At 72.8% G+C, this 23116-nt stretch carries 21 protein-coding genes; 6 read left to right on the top strand and 15 right to left on the bottom strand.

All coding sequences use genetic code 11. The features are described from left to right. Window positions 1-26: 26 nt before the first annotated feature. Entirely contained in the window at window positions 27-440 is a 414-nt protein-coding gene (locus AWQ68_RS08625; RefSeq protein ID WP_066937360.1) for a PH domain-containing protein, read from the bottom strand. 232 nt (window positions 441-672) lie between these two features. After that, entirely contained in the window at window positions 673-1149 is a 477-nt protein-coding gene (locus tag AWQ68_RS08620; RefSeq protein ID WP_066937357.1) for a DUF5709 domain-containing protein, read from the bottom strand. Between the two features lie 204 nt (window positions 1150-1353). On the opposite strand from AWQ68_RS08620, the gene AWQ68_RS42215 reads away from it, so the two are divergent. Further along, window positions 1354-1500 carry a hypothetical protein gene (locus tag AWQ68_RS42215; RefSeq protein ID WP_157545035.1) on the top strand — a complete coding sequence of 49 codons (147 nt, stop codon included), beginning with the start codon at window positions 1354-1356 and terminating at the stop codon, window positions 1498-1500. Here AWQ68_RS42215 and AWQ68_RS08615 read toward each other — a convergent pair whose 3' ends face one another. From AWQ68_RS08615 to AWQ68_RS08575, 10 genes are all read right to left on the bottom strand, one after another. Further along, complete coding sequence (locus tag AWQ68_RS08615; protein ID WP_066937354.1) at window positions 1501-3525, bottom strand: MFS transporter; 2025 nt, start codon at window positions 3523-3525, stop codon at window positions 1501-1503. An 87-nt stretch (window positions 3526-3612) separates the two neighbouring features. Next, complete coding sequence (locus AWQ68_RS42210) at window positions 3613-3774, bottom strand: hypothetical protein (protein WP_157545033.1); 162 nt, start codon at window positions 3772-3774, stop codon at window positions 3613-3615. Between the two features lie 177 nt (window positions 3775-3951). After that, on the bottom strand, window positions 3952-5139 hold the full coding sequence (locus AWQ68_RS08610; protein WP_066937351.1) for a 4-hydroxybenzoate 3-monooxygenase: 1188 nt from the start codon (window positions 5137-5139) through the stop codon (window positions 3952-3954). Continuing rightward, window positions 5136-6383, bottom strand: a complete 1248-nt coding sequence (gene pcaDC / locus AWQ68_RS08605; protein ID WP_084463772.1) for a bifunctional 3-oxoadipate enol-lactonase/4-carboxymuconolactone decarboxylase PcaDC — start codon at window positions 6381-6383, stop codon at window positions 5136-5138. The genes AWQ68_RS08610 and pcaDC overlap by 4 nt, the downstream gene beginning before the upstream one ends. A 2-nt stretch (window positions 6384-6385) precedes the next feature. Further along, on the bottom strand, window positions 6386-7795 hold the full coding sequence (pcaB, locus tag AWQ68_RS08600) for a 3-carboxy-cis,cis-muconate cycloisomerase (RefSeq protein WP_084463771.1): 1410 nt from the start codon (window positions 7793-7795) through the stop codon (window positions 6386-6388). Beyond that, window positions 7782-8348, bottom strand: coding sequence for a protocatechuate 3,4-dioxygenase subunit alpha (pcaG, locus tag AWQ68_RS08595; protein ID WP_066937347.1), 567 nt, complete (start codon window positions 8346-8348; stop codon window positions 7782-7784). The genes pcaB and pcaG overlap by 14 nt, the downstream gene beginning before the upstream one ends. Continuing rightward, the gene (pcaH, locus tag AWQ68_RS08590; RefSeq protein WP_373281511.1) at window positions 8345-9073 is read right to left on the bottom strand and encodes a protocatechuate 3,4-dioxygenase subunit beta; all 729 of its coding nucleotides are present in this window, start codon (window positions 9071-9073) and stop codon (window positions 8345-8347) included. The genes pcaG and pcaH overlap by 4 nt, the downstream gene beginning before the upstream one ends. 91 nt (window positions 9074-9164) lie before the next feature. After that, window positions 9165-10337, bottom strand: a complete 1173-nt coding sequence (locus AWQ68_RS08585) for a thiolase family protein (RefSeq protein ID WP_218006811.1) — start codon at window positions 10335-10337, stop codon at window positions 9165-9167. Further along, window positions 10330-11067 (bottom strand): CoA-transferase subunit beta, encoded by a 738-nt coding sequence (locus tag AWQ68_RS08580; RefSeq protein ID WP_066937739.1) that lies wholly within the window; start codon window positions 11065-11067, stop codon window positions 10330-10332. Before AWQ68_RS08580 ends, AWQ68_RS08585 begins: the two co-directional genes overlap by 8 nt. A gap of 71 nt (window positions 11068-11138) precedes the next feature. Beyond that, window positions 11139-11948: a CoA transferase subunit A gene (locus AWQ68_RS08575; protein ID WP_066937338.1), complete on the bottom strand. Its 810-nt coding sequence runs from the start codon at window positions 11946-11948 to the stop codon at window positions 11139-11141. A gap of 83 nt (window positions 11949-12031) precedes the next feature. On the opposite strand from AWQ68_RS08575, the gene AWQ68_RS45940 reads away from it, so the two are divergent. From AWQ68_RS45940 to AWQ68_RS08560, 3 genes are all read left to right on the top strand, one after another. Next, window positions 12032-13669, top strand: coding sequence for an IclR family transcriptional regulator domain-containing protein (locus AWQ68_RS45940; protein ID WP_066937334.1), 1638 nt, complete (start codon window positions 12032-12034; stop codon window positions 13667-13669). A 140-nt stretch (window positions 13670-13809) separates the two neighbouring features. Then, a complete protein-coding gene (locus AWQ68_RS08565; RefSeq protein ID WP_066937330.1) occupies window positions 13810-14301 on the top strand; it encodes a TetR-like C-terminal domain-containing protein in 492 nt (163 codons plus the stop codon). A 106-nt stretch (window positions 14302-14407) separates the two neighbouring features. Further along, window positions 14408-14923, top strand: a complete 516-nt coding sequence (locus tag AWQ68_RS08560; RefSeq protein ID WP_157545031.1) for a hypothetical protein — start codon at window positions 14408-14410, stop codon at window positions 14921-14923. Window positions 14924-14933: 10 nt separating this feature from the next. Here the strand turns inward: AWQ68_RS08560 and AWQ68_RS08555 are convergent, their stop codons facing one another. Further along, on the bottom strand, window positions 14934-15539 hold the full coding sequence (locus tag AWQ68_RS08555; RefSeq protein WP_066937322.1) for a DsbA family protein: 606 nt from the start codon (window positions 15537-15539) through the stop codon (window positions 14934-14936). Between the two features lie 312 nt (window positions 15540-15851). On the opposite strand from AWQ68_RS08555, the gene AWQ68_RS45660 reads away from it, so the two are divergent. Together AWQ68_RS45660 and AWQ68_RS08545 are read left to right on the top strand one after the other, a co-directional pair. Beyond that, window positions 15852-18122, top strand: a complete 2271-nt coding sequence (locus tag AWQ68_RS45660; protein ID WP_084463770.1) for a glycosyl hydrolase family 18 protein — start codon at window positions 15852-15854, stop codon at window positions 18120-18122. 125 nt (window positions 18123-18247) lie between these two features. Further along, entirely contained in the window at window positions 18248-20596 is a 2349-nt protein-coding gene (locus AWQ68_RS08545; protein WP_066937319.1) for a Tex family protein, read from the top strand. A gap of 245 nt (window positions 20597-20841) precedes the next feature. On the opposite strand, the gene AWQ68_RS08540 is transcribed toward AWQ68_RS08545, so the two are convergent. After that, complete coding sequence (locus tag AWQ68_RS08540) at window positions 20842-21666, bottom strand: aldo/keto reductase (protein WP_066937314.1); 825 nt, start codon at window positions 21664-21666, stop codon at window positions 20842-20844. A gap of 124 nt (window positions 21667-21790) precedes the next feature. Then, window positions 21791-23032, bottom strand: coding sequence for an MFS transporter (locus AWQ68_RS08535; protein ID WP_066937311.1), 1242 nt, complete (start codon window positions 23030-23032; stop codon window positions 21791-21793). Window positions 23033-23116 lie beyond the last annotated feature (84 nt).

The raw sequence follows: 23116 nt of genomic DNA, 5'->3' as shown, positions 1-23116 counted from the left end.
AGAACCTCCGGGCACCGCCCCGCGCGTCAGGGGCGCAGCCGCATCACGATCTCGGCCACGTCCACCACCGGGGCGCCGAGGTCGAAGCGGCTGAACAGGTGGACCTGCTCCCCCGTGTCGATCTCCAGCAGCCGCGCCGTGACGCCGTAGCGGCGGCGGGTGTCCACCCGGATCCGGTCCACGTCGTTCCAGGAGTACCGCTCTCTCCGGGCGAAGCCCGCGGGCACGGTGACGCCGCCCTCGTCCACCGCCAGCCGTACGGGCGCAAGCAGATCGCGCAGGGCCAGCGCGGCGAACCCGGCCGCGGCGACGGAGGCGAGGAACGCCTGGGAGACGTCGCCCAACAGGGCCAGGACGACGCAGACGGCGGCGGCGATCGCCTTGGCCGCGAGGATCCCCCGCGGCACCCGCCACTCGTGCCGCGTCTCAACACTCGCCATCGTCGCAGCGTAACGCGTCCAGCTCCAAGGTCACCGATCTTGGCGGCCCGCTTCGCTCACAGCCGATCCCCGTGCCGCTCTCGATGCGAGTCTCGCCGTCGATCTCGGTACCGCTCGATGTCTGTCTCGCCGTCGATCTCTGTCCGGTCTCTGTCCGGTCTCGTCCACGCCGCTCGTACGCGGAGTGCCGCGCAGGCACCCGGGAGGCGGGTCACCGGACGCCTGCGCGGAGTCATTCGGGTTCGATCCGCATCGCGCTCTCCTCGGCGCTGTAGCCGCCGGTGTCCGGTCCGACGTCCTCCCCGATCATCTCCTTGTCCATGTCGGGGCCGATCCCCCTGTCGGGGTCCACGAGGCGGCCCGCCGAGCGGCGGATGTCCTCCTCGTCCCCCGATCGGCCGACCTCCTCCTCGTGCCCGTACGGGACCCTTTCGTCGGCGACGTCGGGCTCGGCGTCCTCCGGCGAGCCGTAGAGCAGCGTCTTGTCGGGGACCTCCCGGCGCAGGCGCATGTCCAGCGACTCCCCCTGCGCCATCTCCTCGGACGTGGTGCCGTACTCGTCCATGCCGACCGGCCGCTCCCCGGGGAGCGGCTCCTCCTGCGGGTCGTTCGCCCACTGGCACTCCGGGGTTCCCTCCCCGAGGTCGGGGATGCCCTCGTCCTCGGCCCGGGAGCGCGGGTCGGGTTCCGGTCTCGTGTGCTCGCTCATACGCGTCCCCTGCCCCTACCCGCGTACGTATGCCTCCCGAACAGGGCCGCTTTGCCACTGCCTCACCCCCGGCGCCTACCCCGTATGGAAGACAGCTCTCACGTGTTCAGATCCCGATTTTTGGGCAAAAGCAGTTTCGTATGCGTCGGGAGGCATGCCCCCACATGCCGGACACTCCGTCCGGCCCCCAGCCCGGGAGGATCGATGGCCAGGCAGATCGGCGAGACCTTTCAGCAGCCGTCGCTGGCCGAACTTGAGGCGCGGATACGCGGCCTGGAGAGCCGGCTGGCCCATCTCACCGAGGTCGTCGACGCGCTGGCCCAAGGCAATGGGGCCGATATGGCCGATTGATCAGTCGCGGCTGCGCGCGTCGACCGCGCCCCGGGCGTCGCGGTCGTCACCGACGGTCTCCGCCGCCAGCCGGGACAGCAGCGCGGTGAGCTCCGGGTTGCTGTCCGGGTTCCACCCGTCGAGGTGGCGGGCGAGCGCGGCCCGGCGGACCGCGACCATCCGCCGCACGGCCTCCCGGCCGGGGCCGGTGATGACCAAATCGTCGCCTGAACGCTCGACGAGACCGCGCTCCACCAGCGGCCGGGCGCACCCCGCGCCCCGCTCCGGTGTGGTGCCGGCCCGCGCCGCCAGCGCCGTACGGCCGGCGCGGCCGCTCCTGGCCACCCGCGCGAGCATCCACACGGCCCCGGCCGGCAGGTCGTACCCGGCGCGCCGGGCCAGCTCGCGGTACAGCCGGGCGGCCTCGGGGTCCTTCCCCATGAGCACGGTGAGCGCCCGCTCGATCTCCTCCAGCGAGGAACGGCCGCACGGCCCCCCGTAGCCCTCGCCGAGGTCGGCGGCGGAAGTCCCGACGGTCGTCCGCAGCGGCACCTGCCGCAGGAAGCAGGCGAGGACGAGTCCGGCGAAGGCGACCGGCGCCGCGTACAGGAAGATCGTGGTCACCGACGCCGCGTAGGCGTGCACGACCCGCGCGGCGACGTCCGGGGCCAGCCGGGACAGCAGCGCGGGGCTGCCCTGCACCGCCGCCGGATGGAACCCGGGCGGGAGCGCGACGCCGCGCAGCGCCTCCGCGGCGCGTACGGCGACCTGCCCGGCGAAGATCGTGCCGAAGAGGGAGACGCCGAACGATCCGCCGATGGAGCGGAAGAACGTCACCGACGAGGTGGCGACCCCGAGGTCGCGGTAGTCCACGACGTTCTGCACGGCGATCACGAGGACCTGCATGACCAGGCCGAGCCCGACGCCGAGGGCCAGGAACCGGATGCTCAGGGAGAGCGTGGAGCTGTGCTCGCTCATGCCGTGGAGCAGCAGCAGCGCGCCCGTGGTGATCGTCATACCGGCGATCGGGTAGAGCCGGTAGTGCCCGGTGCGGCTGATCGCCTGCCCGGACGCGATCGAGGTGCCGAGCATCCCCGCCATCATCGGCAGCAGGTAGAGGCCGGACTCGGTCGCCGAGACGCCGTGCGCCACCTGGAGGAACAGCGGCAGGTAGGCCAGCGTGCCCATCATGGTGAAGCCCACCACGAAACCGAGCGCGGCGGCGACGGAGAACACGTCGACCCGGAACAGGTGGAGCGGCACGATCGGCTCCGCCGCGCGCCGCTCGACCCGCACCCACAGCACGAGCAGGAGGGCGGCCGCGGCGCCCAGGGCGAGGATCGGCGGGGAGCCCCAGGCGTACCGGCTGCCGCCCCAGGAGGTGGCGAGCACGACGCAGGTGACCGCGGTGCCGAGGAGGACGGCGCCCCGGTAGTCGATGGTGTGCGGCCTGCGGTCGCGCCACCCGCGCAGGGTCGCGGCGATGACGAAGAGCGCGACGACGCCGATCGGCACGTTGATGTAGAAGACCCAGCGCCAGGAGAGGCGGTCGACGAACAGTCCGCCGAGCAGCGGCCCCACCACACTGGCGAAGGCGAAGACGCCGCCGAAGAACCCCTGGTAGCGGCCTCGGTCGCGGGGGGCGACCACATCCGCGACGATGGCCATGGCGAGCACCATCAACCCGCCGCCGCCGAGACCCTGCAGCGCCCGGAACGCGATGAGCTGGATCATGCTCCCGGCCAGCCCGCACAGCGCAGACCCGATCAGGAAGATCACGATGGCGGCCTGGAAGAGATGCCGGCGGCCGTACTGGTCGCCCAGCTTCCCCCACAGCGGGGTGGACACCGTGGAGGCGAGCAGGTACGCGGTCACGACCCACGACAGGTGGTTGAGCCCGCCGAACTCGCCGACGATGGTCGGCAGTGCGGTGGACACGATCGTCTGGTCCAGGGCGGCGAGGAGCATCGCCAGCATCAGCGCGAGGATCACCGGCCACACACCGCGCTCGCGGACGGGTGCCGGGGCCGTCCCGCTCTCCTCCATGGGTCCCCCTGTCCCCCGAGAGCGGGCCCTCATGCACGCGCCCGCCGGGCGACCCGGGTGATCCGGGTCACCCGGCGGGGATCTGGATCACGCGGCGGGCATCCGGGAGACCGGCGGGGGTTCGCGCCGGGTGAAGGCGGCCAGCCCTGCCAGCCCCAGGAGCACGCACACCGAGATCAGCAGCAACGCGATCAGACCGAGCAGCGTCACGGCCGCCAGGGAGACCACCGCTCCCAGCAGCTCAACCATCTGTTCCTCCCCGAGTTCCGGCCGCGGAAGGGCTGAGGGCGCCCTTCCCGCGGCGGGTCGCGCCTATCTGCCTATAAATAGGCATACGTCATGACGCGGCCCGCGCGCATCAGACGGCCGGGAGACAGCCCGATCCCCCCGCCCGTCGGGGAGACGGCGGGGAGACGGGGACGATGGTCACTCGAAGGGGAGGCCGACGTAGTTCTGCGCCAGCTCGGCCGCCGCGGTCTCCGAGTCGGCGATCCGATGCAGCTGCGAGAGCTGCAGCCGGGTGTCGAAGTCGCTCTGCGCGGGGTCGGGGTGCAGGGTCGTGGTCATGAAATAGGAGAAGTGCTCGGCCCGCCAGACCCGGCGCAGGCAGGTGTCGGAGTACGCGTCGAGGAGGTCGGCGGCGCCGGTCTCGTGCCACCGGGCGAGCGCCCGGGCCAGGACGACCACGTCGGCGACGGCGAGGTTCAGCCCCTTGGCCCCGGTCGGCGGCACGATGTGCGCGGCGTCCCCGGCCAGGAAGAGCGGGCCGTACCGCATGGGCTCGGTGACGAAGCTCCGCATCGGGGTGACCGACTTCGACGTGATGGGGCCGCGCTCCAGCTTCCAGTCGCCGTCCACGGCGAACCGGAGGTCCAGCTCGTCCCAGATGCGCTCGTCCGGCCAGTCGCTGGGGTCGGTGCCGTTCGGCACCTGGAGGTACAGCCGGCTGACCGTGGGCGTGCGCATGCTGAGCAGGGCGAAGCCGCGCTCGGAGTGCGCGTAGATCAGCTCGTCGGACGAGGGCGGGACGTCGGCCAGGATGCCGAGCCAGGAGAAGGGGTACTCCCGGTCGAAGGTGCGCAGCACGCCGGACGGGACGGCGGCGCGGGCGATGCCGTGGAAGCCGTCGCAGCCCACCACGAAGTCGCAGGCCAGGGTGTGCTCGCGGCCCTCGTGGACGTAGCGGACCGACGGCTGCCCGGCCTCCAGCCCCTCGACGGCGACGGCGCGCGCCTCGAACAGCAGCGGGCCGCCCTCGGCGAGCTGGAGCGCCACCAGGTCCTTCACCATCTCGGTCTGGGCGTAGACCATGACGGCGCGGCCGCCGGTGAGCGACGGGAAGTCGATCCGGTGGCCCCGGCGGTCGAAACGCAGCTCGACGCCGTTGTGCGGGAGGCCCTCGCGGTCCATCCGCTCGCCGGCGCCGCACGCGCGCAGGACGTCGATCGTGCCCTGCTCAAGGATGCCGGCGCGCTGGCGCTGCTCGACGTACGCGCGGTCGCGGTGCTCCAGCACGACGGAGTCGATGCCGGAGCGCTGGAGCAGCCGGGCCAGGAGCAGCCCGGCGGGGCCGGCCCCGATGATCGCGACAGTGGTGCGGGCGGGGACGCTCATGGGTTCCTCTCCTGGAGCTCGTTCAGGGTGCGCTGGGCCACGGCGAACGCGGCGTTGGCGGCCGGGACGCCGCAGTAGACGGCCGCCTGCAGCAGGACTTCCTTGATCTCGTCCGGGGTGAGGCCGTTGCGCAGCGCGGCTCTGACGTGCATCGCCAGCTCCTCCAGGTGGCCGCCCGCGACGAGCGCGGTCAGCGTGACGCAACTGCGCGTACGGCGGTCGAGGCCGGGCCTGGTCCAGATCTCGCCCCAGGCGTAGCGGGTGATGAAGTCCTGGAAGTCGGCGGTGAAGGAGTCGGCGTTCGCGGTGGCGCGGTCCACGTGCGCGTCGCCGAGCACGGCGCGGCGCACGCCCATCCCGGCGGCGTACCGGCGGGAGCCGTCCGCGCGGGCCGGACCGCCGTCTTCGAGGTGGGCGAGCAGGGCGGTCAGCACGGGCTCGGGCCGTTCCACTCCGGCCAGGTGGGCCGTTCCGGGGATCTCCACGAGCGTCGCACCGGGGATGCCGTCGGCCAGCTCCCGCGCGTGCGCGGGCGGCGTGGCGATGTCGTCCCGCCCGCCGATCACCAGGGTCGGCGGGGTGATCCGGCCCAGCTCGGCGCGGATGTCGTACACCGCGAGCGCGTCGCAGCAGGCGGCGTACCCGTCGGCGCGGACCTCGCGCAGCTCGTCGAGGAAGGGGGCCGCCCCGGTGAAGGCGGGGGTGAACCAGCGCTGGGCCGCGGAGTCGACCACGATGCCGGTGCCGTTGGCCCGGACGAGCGCGGCCCGCTCACGCCACGTCTCCTCGGTGCCGAACCGGGCCGACGAGCACACCATGGTGAGCGAGGCGACCCGGTCGGGGTGGTGGAGCGCCAGCCACGCGCCGACCCCGCCGCCGAGGGAGATCCCGGCGTAGTGGAACCGGTCCACGCCGAGGGCGTCGGCGAGGTCGAGGACGAGCCCGGCGAGGTCGGCGACCGTGGCCCCCTCGCCGAGCGCGGACGGCGAGCCGCCGTGGCCGGGAAGGTCCCACCGCACGACGCGATGGTCGCGGGCGAGCGCGGGCACCTGCGGGTCCCACACGGCGAGGGAGGTACCGAGCGAGGGACCGAGCAGGAGCGCGGGAGCGTCCGGGCGGCCGTCGGTGCGGTGGTGCAGGCGCGGCGTCCCGGACGGGGCCGTCGGCGCCGCTCCGGTCCCGGCCGTCGTCCGGTGGCCGGTCTCGTCGGCTCCGGGGCTGCCGGGAGCGTGGGCAGGCTTCATCGTCACTCCTTGACCTGCGGCTGGCGGCGAAGGGCCCGCTCGGTCAACGCCGGGGCGGAACCCACGTAAGTGGCGGGGTCGAGCAGACGGCGCAGCTCGTCCTCCACGATGGGGAGTCGTTCGTCGCGGAGCGCCTCGTCCAGGCCGACACCGTCGGCTGCGGCCCGGCGCGAGGCGCGTTCCACCGCGGCCCTGGCAGCGGCGCGGCCCAGCGTCGGGGTGAGCGCCGCCGCGAGCCGTTCCGCGAGGAGGAGGCCGCCGGTGCGGTCGAGGTCGGCGCGCATCCGGCCGGGGTGGACGCGCAGCCCCTGCGCCAGCTCGGCGGCGTTCGCCGCTGCTCCGCCCGCGAGGCGCAGCAGCTCCCGCAGCGCGGGCCACTCGGCGTGCCACGCGCCCGCCGGGCGCTCGTCCTCCGCGGCGAGGGACCCCAGGAGCACGGCGGCGAGCGCGGGCGCCTGCCGCGCGGCCGCCGCCATGAGCGTGGCACGGACCGGGTTGCTCTTGTGCGGCATGGCGGACGAGCCGCCGCCCGCGCCCTCGGAGAGCTCGCCGATCTCGGTGCGGGTCAGGACCAGCACGTCGGCGGCCGTCTTGCCGAGCGCGCCGGCGGTGAACGCGAGGGCCGCCCCGAGGTCGGCCACCGGGGTGCGCAGCACGTGCCAGGGCAGCGGCGGCTCGGCCAGCCCGGTCTCGGCGGCGAACGTGCGCAGCAGCGCCACCCCCACGTCCGGGCTCTCGGACGCGGGGCGGCTCCCCGCGTACTCGTGGAAGGCGGCCAGCGTCCCGGCCGCGCCGCCGAGCTGCGCGGGCAGCGTGAGGCGGGAGAGCCGGTCGGTCGCGTCCAGGATCAGGGCGCGCCACCCCGCCGCCTTGAGCCCGAAGGTGGTCGGTACGGCGTGCTGGGTGAGCGTGCGCGCGGGCAGGACGGTGTCGCGGTGCTCGGCGGCGAGCCGGGCCAGCACCGCGGCGGCCCGGCCGAGATCGGCGGCGATCAGCGGCAGCGCCCGGGCGGCCACCAGCATCAGCGCGGTGTCCACGATGTCCTGGCTGGTCGCCCCCAGGTGCACGTACGGCGCGGCCTCGGGGGCGCGGCGGGCCACGGCCGCGGTGAGGTCGGCGACCAGCGGGATCGCGGGGTTGCCGCCGGGTACGGCGCGCAGGGCGATGTCGCGCACGTCGTAGAGCCGGGCGTCGGCGGCCGCGCCGATCGCCTCGGCGGCGGAGGCCGGGACCATGCCGAGCGTGGCCTGGGCCCGGGCGAGCGCCGCCTCGGCGTCGAGCATCGCTTGGAGCACGGCGACGTCGCCGGTGGCCTCCTCGACGGCGCTCCCGGTCCAGACGGGGGTGAGCAGGCCCGGCTCGCCCGCCCACCCCTCGTCCGGGCGCCGGGCCGGGATGTCAGCCGAAGTCAAGGAAGACCGTCTCCTCGCTCCCCTGGAGGTGGATGTCGAACCGGTAGGCCCCGTCCTGCTCGGGCCGGGCGATCAGCGTGGCACGGCGGTCCGGGTCGAGGGAGTCGAGCAGCGGGTCGCCCGCCCCGTCCTCCAGGTAGACGCGGGTGTACAGGTGGTGCAGCAGCCCGCGCGCGAAGACGCACACCGAGATGTACGGCAGCGCCCCGGGAGCGGCCGGCCCCGGAGGGAGCGTGCGGAGCGTCCAGTGGCCGTCGGCGTCGGTCGCCACCCGGCCGAACCCGGTGAAACCGACGCCGGAACGGCCGGCGAAGGAGCCGGTGACCGGGTCGCGGCGCATCGAGCCGGGCGCGCCCGCCAGTCCTCCCGCGGGGTCGGCCTGCCAGAACTCCAGCAGCGCGTCGGGGATCGGCTGCCCGGCGCCGTCGAGGACCGCGCCGTGCACGGTGATCGCCCTCGGGTGGCCCGGCGGGACGAGGTCGCCCCCTCCCGGGAACGGCAGCGCGTAGCCGAAGAAGGGGCCGACGGTCTGGGACGGTGTGGGCGGTCTCAACGGCCTTCCTCCATCCAGGTCGCGGACGGCCCGTCGAGGACGATGTCCCAACGGTAGCCGAGCGACCATTCGGGGCTGGACAGGTCATGGTCGTACGTGGAGATCAGGCGCTGCCTGGCCCGCTCGTCCGTGATCGAGTTGAAGATCGGGTCGTACGGGAACAGCGGATCGTTCGGGAAGTACATCTGGGTGACGAGCCGCTGGGTGAAGGCGGTGCCGAACAGCGAGAAGTGGATGTGCGCCGGACGCCAGGCGTTCAGGTGGTTGCGCCAGGGATAGGCCCCCGGCTTGATGCTGGTGAAGGTGTAGCGACCCTCGTCGTCGGTGAGGCAGCGGCCGGCGCCGGTGAAGTTGGGGTCGAGCGGCGCCGGGTGCTGGTCGCCCTTGTGCGCGTACCGCCCGGACGCGTTCGCCTGCCAGATCTCCACGAGCTGGCCGCGCACCGGGCGGCCGTCCCGGTCGAGGACCCGGCCGGTCACGACGATCCGCTCGCCGAGCGGCTCGCCGTGGTGCTGCCGGGTGAGATCGCTGTCCAGCTCGGTCACGTCGGTGACCCCGAACACCGGCCCGCGCAGCTCGGTGAACGCCTCGGGCGCGGCGACCAGGGGCCGCTTCGGGTGCCGCAGGACGGAGCTGCGGTAGGGCGGGTAGTCGCGCCGCGGCTGGAGCTCCTCGGGGGCGCCGTCCGCGTGGGCCTTCTCGGCCTCCGCCTGGACCCGCGCCATCTCGGCGTCGATGACGGCCTGGGGTTCGGGCGTCGGGGGGTTCGTGCTCATGCCTGCCTCCTCGCTGTCATGGGGCTCCTTCGTTCGCCGGTCAGCGTTCCAGGACGACGGCGAGGCCCTGGCCCACGCCGATGCAGAGCGCGGCCACGCCGATGCCGGAGCCGGCCGCCGCGAGTTGGTGGGCGACGGCGCCGGTGATCCGCGCGCCCGAAGCGCCCAGCGGGTGGCCGATCGCGATGGCGCCGCCGCGCGGGTTGACGACGGCGGGGTCGAGGTCGGGCCACTGGCCGAGGCAGGAGAGCGCCTGAGCCGCGAACGCCTCGTTCAGCTCGACGGTCAGCAGGTCCGCGAAGGTCCGGGAGGCCCGCCGGAGCGCCCGGTCGACCGCCTCGACCGGGCCGATGCCGAAGTACTGCGGCTCGACCGCGGTGACCGCGCCGGCCCGGATGCGGGCGAGCGGCTCACGCCCGGTGGCGGCGAGCCCGGCCTCGTCGGTGAGCAGCAGCGCCGCCGCGCCGTCGTTCAGCGGGGAGGAGTTGCCCGCGGTGACCGTGCCGCCCCTCCTGAACGCGGGCTTCAGCCTGGCCAGCGCCTCCAGCGAGGTGTCCTCGCGGATGCCCTCGTCGCGGGCGAGCTCGTCGAGCGGGACGACCTCGGCGGCGTACGCGCCGTCCTTCCAGGCGCGGGCCGCCTTCTCGTGACTGGCCAGCGCGAAGGCGTCCTGCGCCTCGCGGGTCACGCCGTACCGGTCGGCGAGCAGCTCGGCGCTCTCGCCCAGCGCGATGGTCCACTCCTCGGGCATCCGCGGGTTGACCAGCCGCCAGCCGAGCGTGGTGGACACCATCTGCTGGTGCCCGGCGGGGAACGCCCGCTCGGGCTTGGGCACCACCCAGGGGGCGCGGCTCATCGACTCGACGCCGCCTGCGATCGCGACGGAGGCGTCGCCCACCGCGATGGCGCGGTACGCCTGGATCACGGCCTCCATCCCGGAACCGCAGAGCCGGTTGACGGTGCTGCCCGGGACGGTGACCGGGAACCCGGCGAGCAGCGCGGCCATGCGGGCGACGTTGCGGTTCTCCTCGCCGGCGCCGTTGGCGTTGCCGAACACCACGTCGTCCACCCGCGCGAGGTCGAGCGCCGGGCTGCGCTCGGCGAGCGCGCGCAGCACGTGGGCGGCCAGGTCGTCCGGCCGCACGCCGGACAGCGCTCCGCCGTACCTGCCGACGGGAGTGCGGACGGCGTCGACGATGTAGACGTCACGCACGGGGCTCACCTCCGGATTTGAGCGCGCGGAGCGCGGCCAGCTCGGCCTGGGTGGGGGGTTCGGTGACGCCGACGGAGCCGGCGACGCGCAGCTTCCAGCCGGTCGCCTCGGTCACCTGCTCGACGGTGACCCCGGGGTGGATCTCGGTGAGGACGAGCTCGGCCGTCTCGGGGTCGGGACGGAGCACGCCGAGGTCGGTGATGACCGCCACGGGGCCCTGGCCCAGCAGTCCGAGCCTGGCCCGGTCGCCGGGGCCGGAGCCGTGCCCGACGGTGGTGACGAAGTCGAGCCGCTCCACGAAGTTGCGCCGCGAATGCCGCAGCACCATCAGCACCTTGCCGCAGCTCGCCGCGATCTCGGGGGCGCCGCCCGCGCCGGGGAGCCGTCCCTCGGGCCGGTCCGGCCCCCGGTCGATCACGGTCGTGTTGATGTTCGCGTACCGGTCCACCTGGGCGGCGCCGAGGAAGCCGACGTCGATCCGCCCTGCCTGCAGCCAGTAGTTGAAGATCTCGGGGACCGACACGACCGCGTCGGCGGTGTCGGCCAGCTCGCCGTCCCCGATCGACAGCGGCAGCCGGGTCGGCTTGGACCCGAGCGTGCCGGACTCGTAGATGAGCACGAGGTCCGGCTGGGAGGTGCGGCGGGCCAGGTTGGCCGCGGCGCTGGGGAGGCCGATGCCGACGAAGCAGGTGCGCGAGCCGTGGAGCGCGCGCGCCGCGTTGACGGTCATCAGCTCGTCGGGCGTCCAGTCCCGCGCGGCGCCGTCCGGGGCCGCGGCCGGGGTGGCGTTCGTCGTGTCGCTCACGATGCCTCCAGCACGTGCTCGCGCATCCAGGCCAGGAACGTCTCGCGGTCCCGGGAGATGGGGTCCCACGCCTGGTAGAACTCGTTGTCGCGGACCGTGTAGCCCGCCGCGTACGACGGGTGGGCGCCGTTCGGCACGTGGGCCACGGCGCTCACCGTCCAGCTCGGCAGGACCACGGCGTCCGGCATCGGCTCCAGCTCGTCGACGATCTCCTCCACGGTGACCAGGACCCGGTCGGCGGCGAGCGCGGCCTCCTTCTGCACGCCGACGAGCCCCCAGAGCTGGACGTTGCCCGCACGGTCGGCGCGCTGCGCGTGGATGACCGTGACGTCGGGGTTCACCGCGGCGACGGCGGCCAGCTCCTCGCCGGTGAACGGGCAGGTGACGGTGGAGATGGTCGAGGAGCGCTTCGGCAGGTCGCTGCCCCGGTAGCCGCGCAGCACCGCGAACGGCAGCCGGGACGCGCCCGCGACATAGCGGTTGGCCATGCCCGCGTGGCTGTGCTCGTCGAGCTCCAGCGGGCGCGGCCAGCCGTTCTCGACCGCGTCGCGGAACCGGTGCAGCGAGCCCACTCCGGGGTTGCCGCCCCAGGAGAAGACCAGCCGGCGCGCGGCCCCCATGCCGATGAGCTGGTCGTAGATCACGTCGGGGGTCATGCGGACGAGGGTCAGGTCGGTGATGCCCTGGCGGATGATCTCGTGCGCGGCCGCGAACGGGATCAGATGGGTGAAGCCCTCCATGGCGACGGTGTCGCCGTCATGGATGAGGCCGGCCACGGCGTCACGGAGGCTCCGGATCTCTGCCATCGCTCCTCAGGTTGTTCGCCCAGTGAACTTTCGTTCATAATTGACTTGCCCGGAGTTTCCTCCCGCCTACGAACGGATGTCAAATGGATGTCGTCGGGCCGCTCGAAAGAGGGCTGGCCGTGCTGCGCGTCATGTCGGCGCCCGGTGGACACCGGATGCGCCTGAGCGACCTCGCCCGGGCCACCGGGCTCGCCCGCTCGACCGTGGACCGCGTGGTCGCCACCCTCGTCCACCTCGGCCACCTGCGCGAGATCGACCGCGAGGTCGAGCTGGCCCCGCCGCTGATGGAGCCGGGCAACGCCTACCTGGCCGGCTGCGGCGTCCCGGCCGCGCTCGGACCGGTGGCCGAGCGGCTGGCCGACGAGTTCGACGAGTCCGTCTCCGTCGCGGTGCCCGACGGCGACGGCGTCAGGTTCGTCACCCAGATCACCCGCCGGCGCACCATGTCGCTGGCCTTCCGCATCGGCGACCTGCTGCCCGCAGAGCGGTGCGCCCCCGGCCCGCTCTTCGCCGCCGAGTGGGACGAGGATGCCCGGGCGGCCTGGCTCGCCCGGCGCGCGTCACCGGAGCGCCTCCCCGAGCACTTCCCCGCCGTGCCCGCGCGCCCGCCCGTCGAGGCGGAGGAGTTCGACCGCCGCGTCGCCCGCGCCGTCGCCGAGGGCTGGTCCGCCGACGACCAGCTCATCGAGCCCGGCCTGATCGCGGTGGCCGTGCCCGTGCGCGACCCGTCCGGGCGTACGGCCTGCGCGGTGAGCGTGGTGAGCCACACCAGCAGGCACACGGTCGCCTCGCTCGCCGAGGCGACGCTGCCCCGGCTGCGCGAGGAGACCGGCGCCATGGAGGCGGCACTCGCGCGCGTCCTGGCGGAGCACACCTCCGGCGGGCCGGGCGCGGCGGCCGCGACCGCGGTCGGGGCGGATCCGGCGCGGACGGCCAAGCGCGAGCTGGGGCCCGAGTTCCTGCAGTCCCTGGCCAGGGGGCTCACGGTGCTCTGCGCCCTCGACGGCACGCGCTCGCTGTCGGAGGTCGCCGAGAGCACCGGCCTGGCCCGGGCGACCGCGCGGCGCGCGCTTCTCACCCTGGAGCACCTCGGCTACGTCGAACACGTCGGACGCGGCTTCCGGCCGCTGCCCCGTGTGCTCGAACTCGGATACGCGCACCTGTCGTCGCTCGGCTTCGCCGAGATCGTGCAGCCGCACATGGCCGACCTGGTCCGGCGCACGCACGAGTCGGCGTCCATGGCGGTGCTCGACGGCGACGAGATCCGCTACGTCGCCCGGGTGCCGGCCTACAAGATCATGAGTGTCGACATCACGGTCGGCACCCGGCTCCCCGCGTACGCGACGTCGATGGGGCGGGTGCTGCTGGCCAGCCTCCCGCACGCGGAACTGGCCGCGCGGCTGGCGGGCGCGGACCCGCGCGCCATCACCGGGCGGACCGTGACCGACCCGGCGGAGCTGGCGAAAATCGTCGAGGGGGCGGCCGAGCGGGGGCACGCCTTCGTGGACGAGGAGCTGGAGGAAGGGCTCCGCTCGCTGGCCGTCCCGGTCAGGGACGGCGCCGGCCAGGTGGTGGCGGCGCTCAACGTCGCGACCCACGCGGCGCGGGGCCCCGTCGAGGAGACGCTCGCGGCGCTGCTGCCGCCGCTCACCGAGACGGCCTCCCGGATCGAGGCGGATCTACGCGCGGTGACCCGGGGCAGGCGGCTCCGCCTTCCGTGACGGCGAGCCGGCCGGCGTCCGGGCCCTCACCACCGTTGTCACCCGTTCAGCTGTGCCTGGCTGAAGGTCCGGATCTGCTCAGCGACCACGTCCGGGGCGTTGAGGTCGGGCGCGTTGAGGTCCAGTCCGGGCAGGATCACATGCCGTGCTATCGCCGCTGGCGGGGTAAACCCGAACTGGTCAAGGCCGCGCTGGACGCGCGCGACGCCGTCTCCGTCGCCGCCATCCCGGACACCGGAACCCTGCGCGGCGACCTGCTGGCCGCGCTGAGCATGCTGTGCACGCAGGTCGACGAACGCTACGTCACCATGATGACCGGGCTCATCCACGCCATGCGGGTGGACGCCGACCTGGCCGCCGCGCTGCGGTCACACGTGGCGGACGAGGACCTTGGACCGTTCCGGACGATCGTGGAGCGGGCCGTGGCCCGGGGCGAGGCGCCCAGGGACGCCTCGGCCGCGCGAGCGCACCAGGTGTCCGAGGGGCAGGTCATTCGCCGGATGATCCTCGGCCGGCCACTCGACCACGACTTCCTCACCGACATGGTGGACAACCTGCTCATGCCCCTGCTGACCCGGACCTTCCCGAGCGCCGGCGATCGGCGCGATCCCGCCCATCCTGACGTCAGGTAATCGAATCGATACTCCTTGTAGTGATTCGTCGCCTTGTTGACACCGGGCGGGGGTACGGACACTGGGATCACCACGGCAAAACGGTGCGCCTCCGGGGGTGGTCCTGGTGCACGAGGGATTCAGTGCGAACGAGAAATGGCCGTTCGAGTGCCTGCGCTGCTGGCTCGTCTGGGAGGAGGAGTACGTCGCCCGGCGCCTCTCCGACGGGCACGGCAACGACGTCGTCGTCTGGCTGCGCGGCGGCCTCCCCGTCCAGTCGCCGTGGGCCGGGGCGATCTGCCCCAACTGCGGGTGCGGCAGCGTCACCACCTTCCCCGCCGGCTATCTGGCGCACCACGCCGAGATCGCCGCCGCCTCCGGGGTGCCGGCCGTGCCGGTGACCCCGCGCAGGCCGGAGCGGGAGGGGCGGACCACGCGGCCCGCCGTACGCGGCGAACGGCTTCTCCGTGCCGCGCGGACCCGGACGCCGGTCCCCGCCGAGCAGGCGGGACATGCCGGAGGCGGGCTCCGGCGGGCGGCGTGGGCGCGGCACCGGCCCGCCTACATGCTCGGCACCCTGCTGGCGATCTCGCTCCTGATCTTCATGACCCTGGAGTTCTACCGCAAGGTGCGCGTCCACTGAGCGGAGCGCGTCACCGGCGTCCGCGCTTGACCTCGAAGAAGATCGGGCTGCGCAGCAGCGACTCGACCGCGTCCCACAGGGCCGCGCCGTCCTTCTCGCCAGGGATCGCGGACAGGATCGGCCCGTGCAGGCCACGCTCCGCTCCCTCCAGAATGATCACGGGCGAGCCGATGTCCGGCCCGGCCGAGGAGAACGCGCGATCATGGGCGGCACGGACCGCCGCGTCCCACGACGCGTCGTCCAGCGCGGACGCCGCCTCCCCCACCCCCGCCGCCTCGGCAGCCTCGGCCACGACCTCGTCGGTCAGCGGGGCTCCGGCCTCGTGCACCCGTGCGCCGAGCTCGGCGTAGAAGGCGGCGGCCTCCTCGCCCCGGCCGCCCGTGTGCAACGCCTCGACCAGCCGCAGCGCACGTCTGGAGGCGGCCATCGGCGCCCGGTACGCCTCCGGGATCTCCTTGCCCTCGTTCAGGACGGCGAGGCTGAACGACCGCCATTCGACGTCCAGCCCGCGCGCCTCGGCGACCTTCGCGAGCCAGCGCGACGCGCGCCAGCTCCACGGGCAGATCGGGTCGAAGTGGAAGGTCACGTCGGCCACAGGGTTGCCCTTCCCCCTCATGTCTCCAGTGTCTCTCCGCAATGACGCCGCCGGCACCGAGGCCGGCGGCCGAAGGACGGCCCCACGCCCCCCTGACCTCAGGGTTCGCCCCGGGATATTGACGCGCGATCGCGCCGAGGGTAGGTTCACGAGAAATTAAAAAGAAAGCTTCCTAATAGTAAGAGGAAGACTCGCAGGCGGGAGCGTGTCCGTGCCGCGATCACCACCTGTTGACGCCGATCCGTACCCACCCACCCATCGGCGAGGGCGACCCACCTCGCCGCGCGTCCATCACACCCCCACCCCCATCAGCCCACCGGACGTGGAGCACGAATGAAACGCACCATCATCCCGGCACTTCTGGCGGCGGCCGGCTCGCTGCTGCTTCCCCTCGCGATCGCACCGCCCGGCGCCCAGGCGGCGGTCACCACCCCGATCCGGGTCAACGCGAACGGCCCGGCGTTCACCGACGGCTCGGGCAACGCCTGGTCGGCCGACAAGGCGTACTCCAGCGGAAGCTGGGGCCACGAGACGCTGTACGGATCCGGGTCCACCTCCAGCACGATCGCCGGAACCTCCGACGGCACCCTCTACCAGACGTACGACCTGTTCAACGGCTGGTCGGGCTACAAGTTCGACGTCGCCAACGGCACGTACACCGTCAAGCTCCGGATGGTCGAGGACTGGGCGAACGCCGCAGGCCAGCGCAAGTTCGACGTGCGCGCCGAGGGCGTCAACGTGCTCACCGGCTTCGACATCTTCGCCGCCTGCGGACGGCTGACGGCCTGCGACCGGACCTTCACCGCGACGGTGACGGACGGCCAGCTCAACGTGCAGTTCAACATGAACGGCGGCGGCAACTACGCCACGGTGTCGGCCATCGAGGTCACCGGCGGCACCGGCGGCGGCGAGGACAGGACGCCGCCCACCGCGCCGACCAACGTCACGGTCACCGGCACCACGACCACGACGGCCTCGCTGTCCTGGACCGCCTCCACCGACAACGTCGGCGTCACCGGCTACGACATCTACCGCGGCGCCACCCTCGCCGGCACCTCGACCAGCACCACCTTCACCGACACGGGCCTCGCCCCCGACACGGCGTACACGTACACGGTGAAGGCGCGGGACGCGGCCCAGAACGTCTCGCCGGCCAGCGCCCCGGTCACCGCGACCACGAAGAAGGACACCGGCGGCGACGACAAGACGCCCCCGACCGCCCCGGCCAACCTGAAGGTGACGGGCACCACGACCACGACGGCCTCGCTGTCCTGGACCGCCTCCACCGACAACGTCGGCGTCACCGGCTACAACGTCTACCGCGGCGCCACCCTCGCCGGCACCTCGACCACCACCACCTTCACCGACACCGGCCTCACCCCGAACACGACGTACACGTACACGGTGAAGGCCTTCGACGCCGCGCAGAACGTGTCCCAGGCGAGCAACCAGGTGTCGGCCACCACGCAGAAGGACGGCGGCGGCACCGGCGGCAACAAGTTGCTCGGCTACTTCATCCAGTGGGGCGTCTACGGCCGCAACTACCACGTGAAGAACGTCGAGACCAGCGGCTCCGCGTCGAAGCTCACCCACATCAACTACGCGTTCGGCAACGTCACCGGCGGCCGCTGCGCCATCGGCGACAGCTACGCGGACTACGACAAGGCCTACGACGCGTCCACCAGCGTGGACGGCGTGGCCGACACGTGGGACCAGCCGCTGCGCGGCAACTTCAACCAGCTCCGCAAGCTGAAGGCCAAGCACCCCGGCCTGAAGATCCTGTGGTCGTTCGGCGGCTGGACCTGGTCCGGCGGCTTCGGCCAGGCGGCGGCCAACCCGACCGCGTTCGCCGATTCCTGCTACAACCTCATCAACGACCCGCGCTGGGCCGGTGTCTTCGACGGCATCGACATCGACTGGGAGTACCCGAACGCCTGCGGCCTGACCTGCGACAGCAGCGGTCCGGCGGCGTTCAAGAACCTGATGGCCGCGCTGCGCGCCAAGTTCGGCCCGAACGCCCTGGTCACCGCGGCCATCACCGCGGACGCGTCCGACGGCGGCAAGATCGACCTGGCCGACTACGCGGGCGCCGCGCAGTACGTCGACTGGTACAACGTCATGACGTACGACTTCTTCGGCGCCTGGGACGCGAAGGGCCCGACCGCGCCGCACTCGCCGCTGACCACCTACAACGGCATCCCGAAGGAGAAGTTCGACAGCGCCTCGGCGATCCAGAAGTTGAGGGACAAGGGCGTTCAGGCGGACAAGCTGCTGCTCGGCATCGGCTTCTACGGCCGCGGCTGGACCGGCGTGACCCAGGCCGCGCCCGGCGGCACCGCCACCGGACCGGCCCAGGGCACCTATGAGCAGGGCATCGAGGACTACAAGGTCCTCAAGACGAGCTGCCCGTCGAACGGCACGATCGCCGGCACGGCGTACGCCAAGTGTGGCGGCAACTGGTGGAGCTACGACACCCCGAGCACGATCGCGGGCAAGATGAGCTGGGCCAAGGACCAGCGCCTCGGCGGCTCGTTCTTCTGGGAGCTCAGTGGTGACACCACCAACGGCGAGCTGATCACGGCCATGAAGAACGGCCTCGGCTGAGCCGGGCGCCGGGGGCGCGGCCCGCCTGACCCCGCGCCCCCGGTGCCCTCCCCCGGTCCGCGTCGTACGGCCCTGCCTGGCCGTACGACGCGGACTGTCGGAGGCGTCGGGCAGAATAGGCGACCGTGACGACCTCTATTCAGCAGCGGATCGCCGACGAGCTCGGCGTGCGCGAGGCCCAGGTGACCGCGGCCGTCGATCTGCTCGACGGCGGCGCGACGGTGCCGTTCATCGCCCGCTACCGCAAGGAAGCGACCGGCATGCTCGACGACGCGCAGCTGCGCACCCTCGAGGAGCGGTTGCGCTACCTGCGCGAGATGGAGGAGCGCCGGGCGGCGATCCTGGAGTCGATCCGCTCCCAGGGCAAGCTCGACGAGGCCCTCGAGGCGCAGATCATGGCCGCCGACTCCAAGTCGCGGCTCGAGGACATCTACCTCCCCTACAAGCCGAAGCGGCGCACCAAGGCGCAGATCGCCCGTGAGGCGGGGCTGGAGCCGCTGGCCGACAAGCTGCTGGCCGAGCCGACGCTCGACCCGCACGCGACCGCCGAGGCCTTCGTCGGCGAGTCCGTCGCCGACGCGGCGGCGGCGCTCGAAGGCGCCAGGGCGATCCTGGTGGAGCGGTTCGCCGAGGACGCCGACCTCATCGGCGAGCTGCGCGAGCGCATGTGGTCGCGGGGCCGGGTGGCCGCCGCCGTCCGCGAGGGCAAGGAGGAGGCCGGCGCCAAGTTCGCCGACTACTTCGACTTCTCCGAGCCGTTCACCAAGCTCCCCTCCCACCGCATCCTCGCCATGTTCCGCGGCGAGAAGGAGGAGGTCCTGAGTCTCACGCTTGACCCCGAGGCGGAGGAGCCCAACGGGTACGAGCTGCGCATCGCCCAGCGTTTCGGCATCCGCGACCAGGGGCGGCCGGCCGACCGCTGGCTGTCCGACACCGTCCGCTGGGCGTGGCGCACCCGCGTCCTCGTCCACCTCGGCATCGACCTGCGCACGCGCCTGTGGCAGGCGGCCGAGGAGGAGGCGGTCCGCGTGTTCGCGGCCAACCTGCGCGACCTGCTGCTCGCGGCGCCGGCCGGCACCCGGACGACCATGGGCCTCGACCCCGGCCTGCGCACCGGCGTGAAGGTGGCGGTGGTCGACGCGACCGGCAAGGTGGTCGCCACCGAGACGATCTATCCGCACGAGCCGAAGCGGCAGTGGGACCAGTCGCTCGCCGTCCTCGGGCGGCTCGTCCAGCAGCACGGCGTCGAGCTGATCGCCATCGGGAACGGCACCGCCTCGCGGGAGACCGACAAGCTCGCCGGCGAGCTGGTCAAGCTGATGCCGGGGCTGACCAAGATCGTGGTGTCCGAGGCCGGGGCGTCGGTCTACTCCGCCTCCGCCTACGCCTCGCAGGAGCTGCCCGGCCTCGACGTGTCGCTGCGCGGCGCGGTCTCGATCGCCCGCCGCCTGCAGGACCCGCTGGCCGAGCTGGTCAAGATCGATCCGAAGTCGATCGGCGTCGGGCAGTACCAGCACGACCTGTCCGAGGTGAAGCTGTCGCGCTCGCTCGACGCGGTGGTCGAAGACTGCGTCAACGGGGTCGGCGTCGACGTCAACACCGCCTCGGCCCCGCTGCTGACCCGCGTCTCCGGCATCGGCTCCGGGCTGGCCGAGAACATCGTGGCCCACCGCGACGCCAACGGCCCGTTCCGCTCCCGCAAGGCACTGAAGGAGGTGCCGCGACTCGGTCCGAAGGCGTTCGAGCAGTGCGCGGGCTTCCTGCGCATCCCCGACGGGGACGACCCGCTCGACGCGTCGAGCGTGCACCCGGAGGCCTACCCGGTCGTCCGGCGCATCCTCGACTCCACCGGAAGCGACATTCGGAGTCTGATCGGCAACACCGCGGCGCTGCGGACCATCGATGCGGCCCGGTTCGTGGACGACACCTTCGGCCTGCCGACCGTGACCGACATCCTCAAGGAGCTGGAGAAGCCGGGCCGCGACCCGCGTCCGGCCTTCAAGACGGCCTCCTTCAAGGAGGGCGTCGAGAAGATCTCCGACCTCAAGCCGGGCATGGTGCTGGAGGGCGTGGTCACCAACGTCGCGGCCTTCGGCGCGTTCGTCGACGTCGGCGTCCACCAGGACGGCCTGGTGCATGTCTCGGCCATGTCCAACAACTTCGTGAAGGACCCGCGCGACGTGGTGAAGCCCGGCGACATCGTCCGGGTGAAGGTGCTCGACGTCGACATCCCGCGCAAGCGCATCGGCCTCACCCTCCGGCTCGACGACGAGACCCCGGCGCGCGGCGACCAGCGCCAGGGCGACCGCGGTGGCCGGCGGGACGGCGGCCACCGGGACCAGGGCGGCCGGTCCCGCCAGGACCGCGGCCGGTCGGACCGCGGCTCGTCGGGCGGTTCCGGCGGCCGGGGCTCCGCCGCTCCCGGCGGCGCGATGGCCGAGGCGCTGCGCCGCGCCGGTCTCACCGACCGCTGACGAGACCCACCGGGTCGGCTGATCAGGCCGACCCGGTGCCGATAGCCACCGGTCCAGTGGGCCCTTCCGCCCACTGGACCGTTCTCGCCTCCTGAAGGCGCTCTGGTAGGGCGCCGGTCGGGCAGGGAGCGGAAGCCGCCGATCAGGCCCAGACCTCCTCGGGGGGCGGCCTGGACGACGCGGCTCACGGACGTGGATGCCATGGTGCGGCACGTCGCACTTGGCGGTGAGCCACTCGGCCGCCGTCAGTTGAAGGTGTCGGGGTCCGGGCCGGTGCGCAGACCCCGGTCGAGGCCCGCGAGGGCGGCCATGTCGGCGTCGGTGAGCTCGAAGCCGAAGACATCGAGGTTCTGCCGGATGCGCTCGGGCGTGACGGACTTGGGGATCACGATGGTGCCGGTCTGCAGGTGCCAGCGCAGCACGACCTGCGCCGGGGTCACGCCATACGCCTCGGCGACTCCCACGATCGCCTCGTCCCCGAGGACCGCGCCCTGGGCCAGGGGGCTCCAGGCCTCGGTGGCGATACCGTGCTCGGCGTGGAAGGCGCGCAGCTCGGTCTGCTGGAGGCCGGGGTGCAGCTCCACCTGGTTGACCGCCGGCATGATGCCGGTGTGCTCCAGGAGCCGCTGCAGGTGGGGGATCTGGAAGTTCGAGACGCCGATGGCGCGGGCACGCCCGTCGGCGAGGATCTTCTCCAGAGCCTGGTAGGTCTCCACGTACAGGTCGCGGGCCGGGGTGGGCCAGTGGACGAGGTAGAGGTCGACGTGGTCGAGGCCGAGCCTGTCCAGGGAGGCGTCGAACGCGGCCAGGGTCCGGTCGTGGCCCTGATCCTGGTTCCACAGCTTGGTCGTGACGAACAGTTCCTCGCGGGGGAGGCCGGAGGCAGCGATGGCCTTGCCGACACCGCGCTCGTTGCCGTAGATCGCGGCGGTGTCGATGCTGCGGTAGCCGGCCTCCAAGGCGCTGGTGACCGCGGCTGTGGTCTCCTCGTCGGGGACCTGGAAGACGCCGAAGCCCAACTGCGGCATGGTCACTCCGTTGTTGAGCGTCACGTTCGGCACGGAAGTCATCAGGGGTCCCTTCTTTGGTACTGCCTTGACAGGAAGAGCGGAGCAGGGAGTGGCCGGCTGGTGCCGGCCACCGCCGGTCCGCGGACGAGGTTGGTCGGAGAGCCTGCGGTCTGGACGAAGCGGATCAGGAGCGGATGGCCGCCGCCGCGGCGGGAGCGGCGCTCTGGCCGGAGGCCGCGGCGGGGTCGAGGTTCGCCGGGGCGGAAGCCGCAGTGGCGCGGGTGGGCCGCAGTTCGAGCCGGTGTGAGATGACGGCCAGCACCAGAGCGGCGGCGGCCAGGGCAGCCCCGACGGCGTTGGGCGCGGCGTAGCCGAGGCCCGCGGAGATCACCAGGCCGCCGAGCCAGGCGGACAGGGCGTTGCCCAGGTTGAAGGCGCCGATGTTGGCCGCCGAGGCCAGCGTCGGCGCGCCGTGGGCGTGGTCCAGGACGCGCTTCTGCAGCGGCGGGACGGTGGCGAAGCCGAGAGCGCCGATGAGGAAGATGGCCACGACGGACGCGGCCTTGCCGGAGGCCAGGAAGGTGAACAGCAGCAGGACCAGCGCCAGGCCGCCCAGGGCGGTGTAGAGCAGGGGCATGAGCTTGCGGTCCGCGAAACGGCCGCCGATGAGGTTGCCGGCCACCATGCCCAGCCCGAAAACCACCATCAGCCAGGTGACGGAGGATTCCGCGAAGCCACTGACCTCGGTCATCATCGGCGCGATGTAGGTGATCGCGGCGAACACGCCTCCGAAGCCGAGGACCGTCATGGCCATGGCCAGAACGACCTGGACGTTCTTGAAGGCGGCGACCTCGTGCCGCAGCTGTACTCCCTCCGGCCTGGGTACGTCGGGTACGAGCTTGGCGACGCCGGCCAGGCCGACTACGCCGAGGGCGGCGACGATCAGGAAGGTCACGCGCCAGCCGGCGCTCTGGCCCACGAACGTGCCCAGGGGAACGCCGACGACGTTGGCCACGGTCAGGCCGGTGAACATCATGGAGATGGCGCCGGCCTTCTTCTCCGGCGCCACCAGTTCGGCGGCGACGACGGAGCCGATGCCGAAGAAGGCGCCGTGGGCCAGTGAGGCCACCACTCGGCCGATCAACATGACGGCGAAGACCGGGGCGACGGCGGAGATGAAGTTGCCGAGGATGAACAGGCCCATGAGCACCATGAGCATGTTCTTGCGGGAGATCCTTGTGCTGACGACGGTCATGATCGGTGCGCCGATCATGACGCCGAGGGCGTAGCCGGTGACCAGGAAGCCGGCCGTCGGCACGGACACGCCGAGGTCCGCGCCGACCTGGGGCAGCAGCCCCATGATCACGAATTCCGTGGTGCCGATTCCGAAGGCGCCTATGGCCAGGGCCAGCAGTGCGAGCGGCATGACGAGGGTCCTTTGACATGCAGGGCTAAGTTGCGCGAGCGCCTTACGAGCGCACACAATAATTGCACACGCGGGCTAATGGCA

It is taken from the genome of Microtetraspora fusca, from assembly GCF_001570365.1.
Taxonomy (GTDB): Bacteria; Actinomycetota; Actinomycetes; order Streptosporangiales; family Streptosporangiaceae; genus Microtetraspora; species Microtetraspora fusca.
The sequence above is the reverse complement of the archived record's forward strand: the minus strand, read 5'-3'. Positions and strand labels throughout refer to the sequence as shown.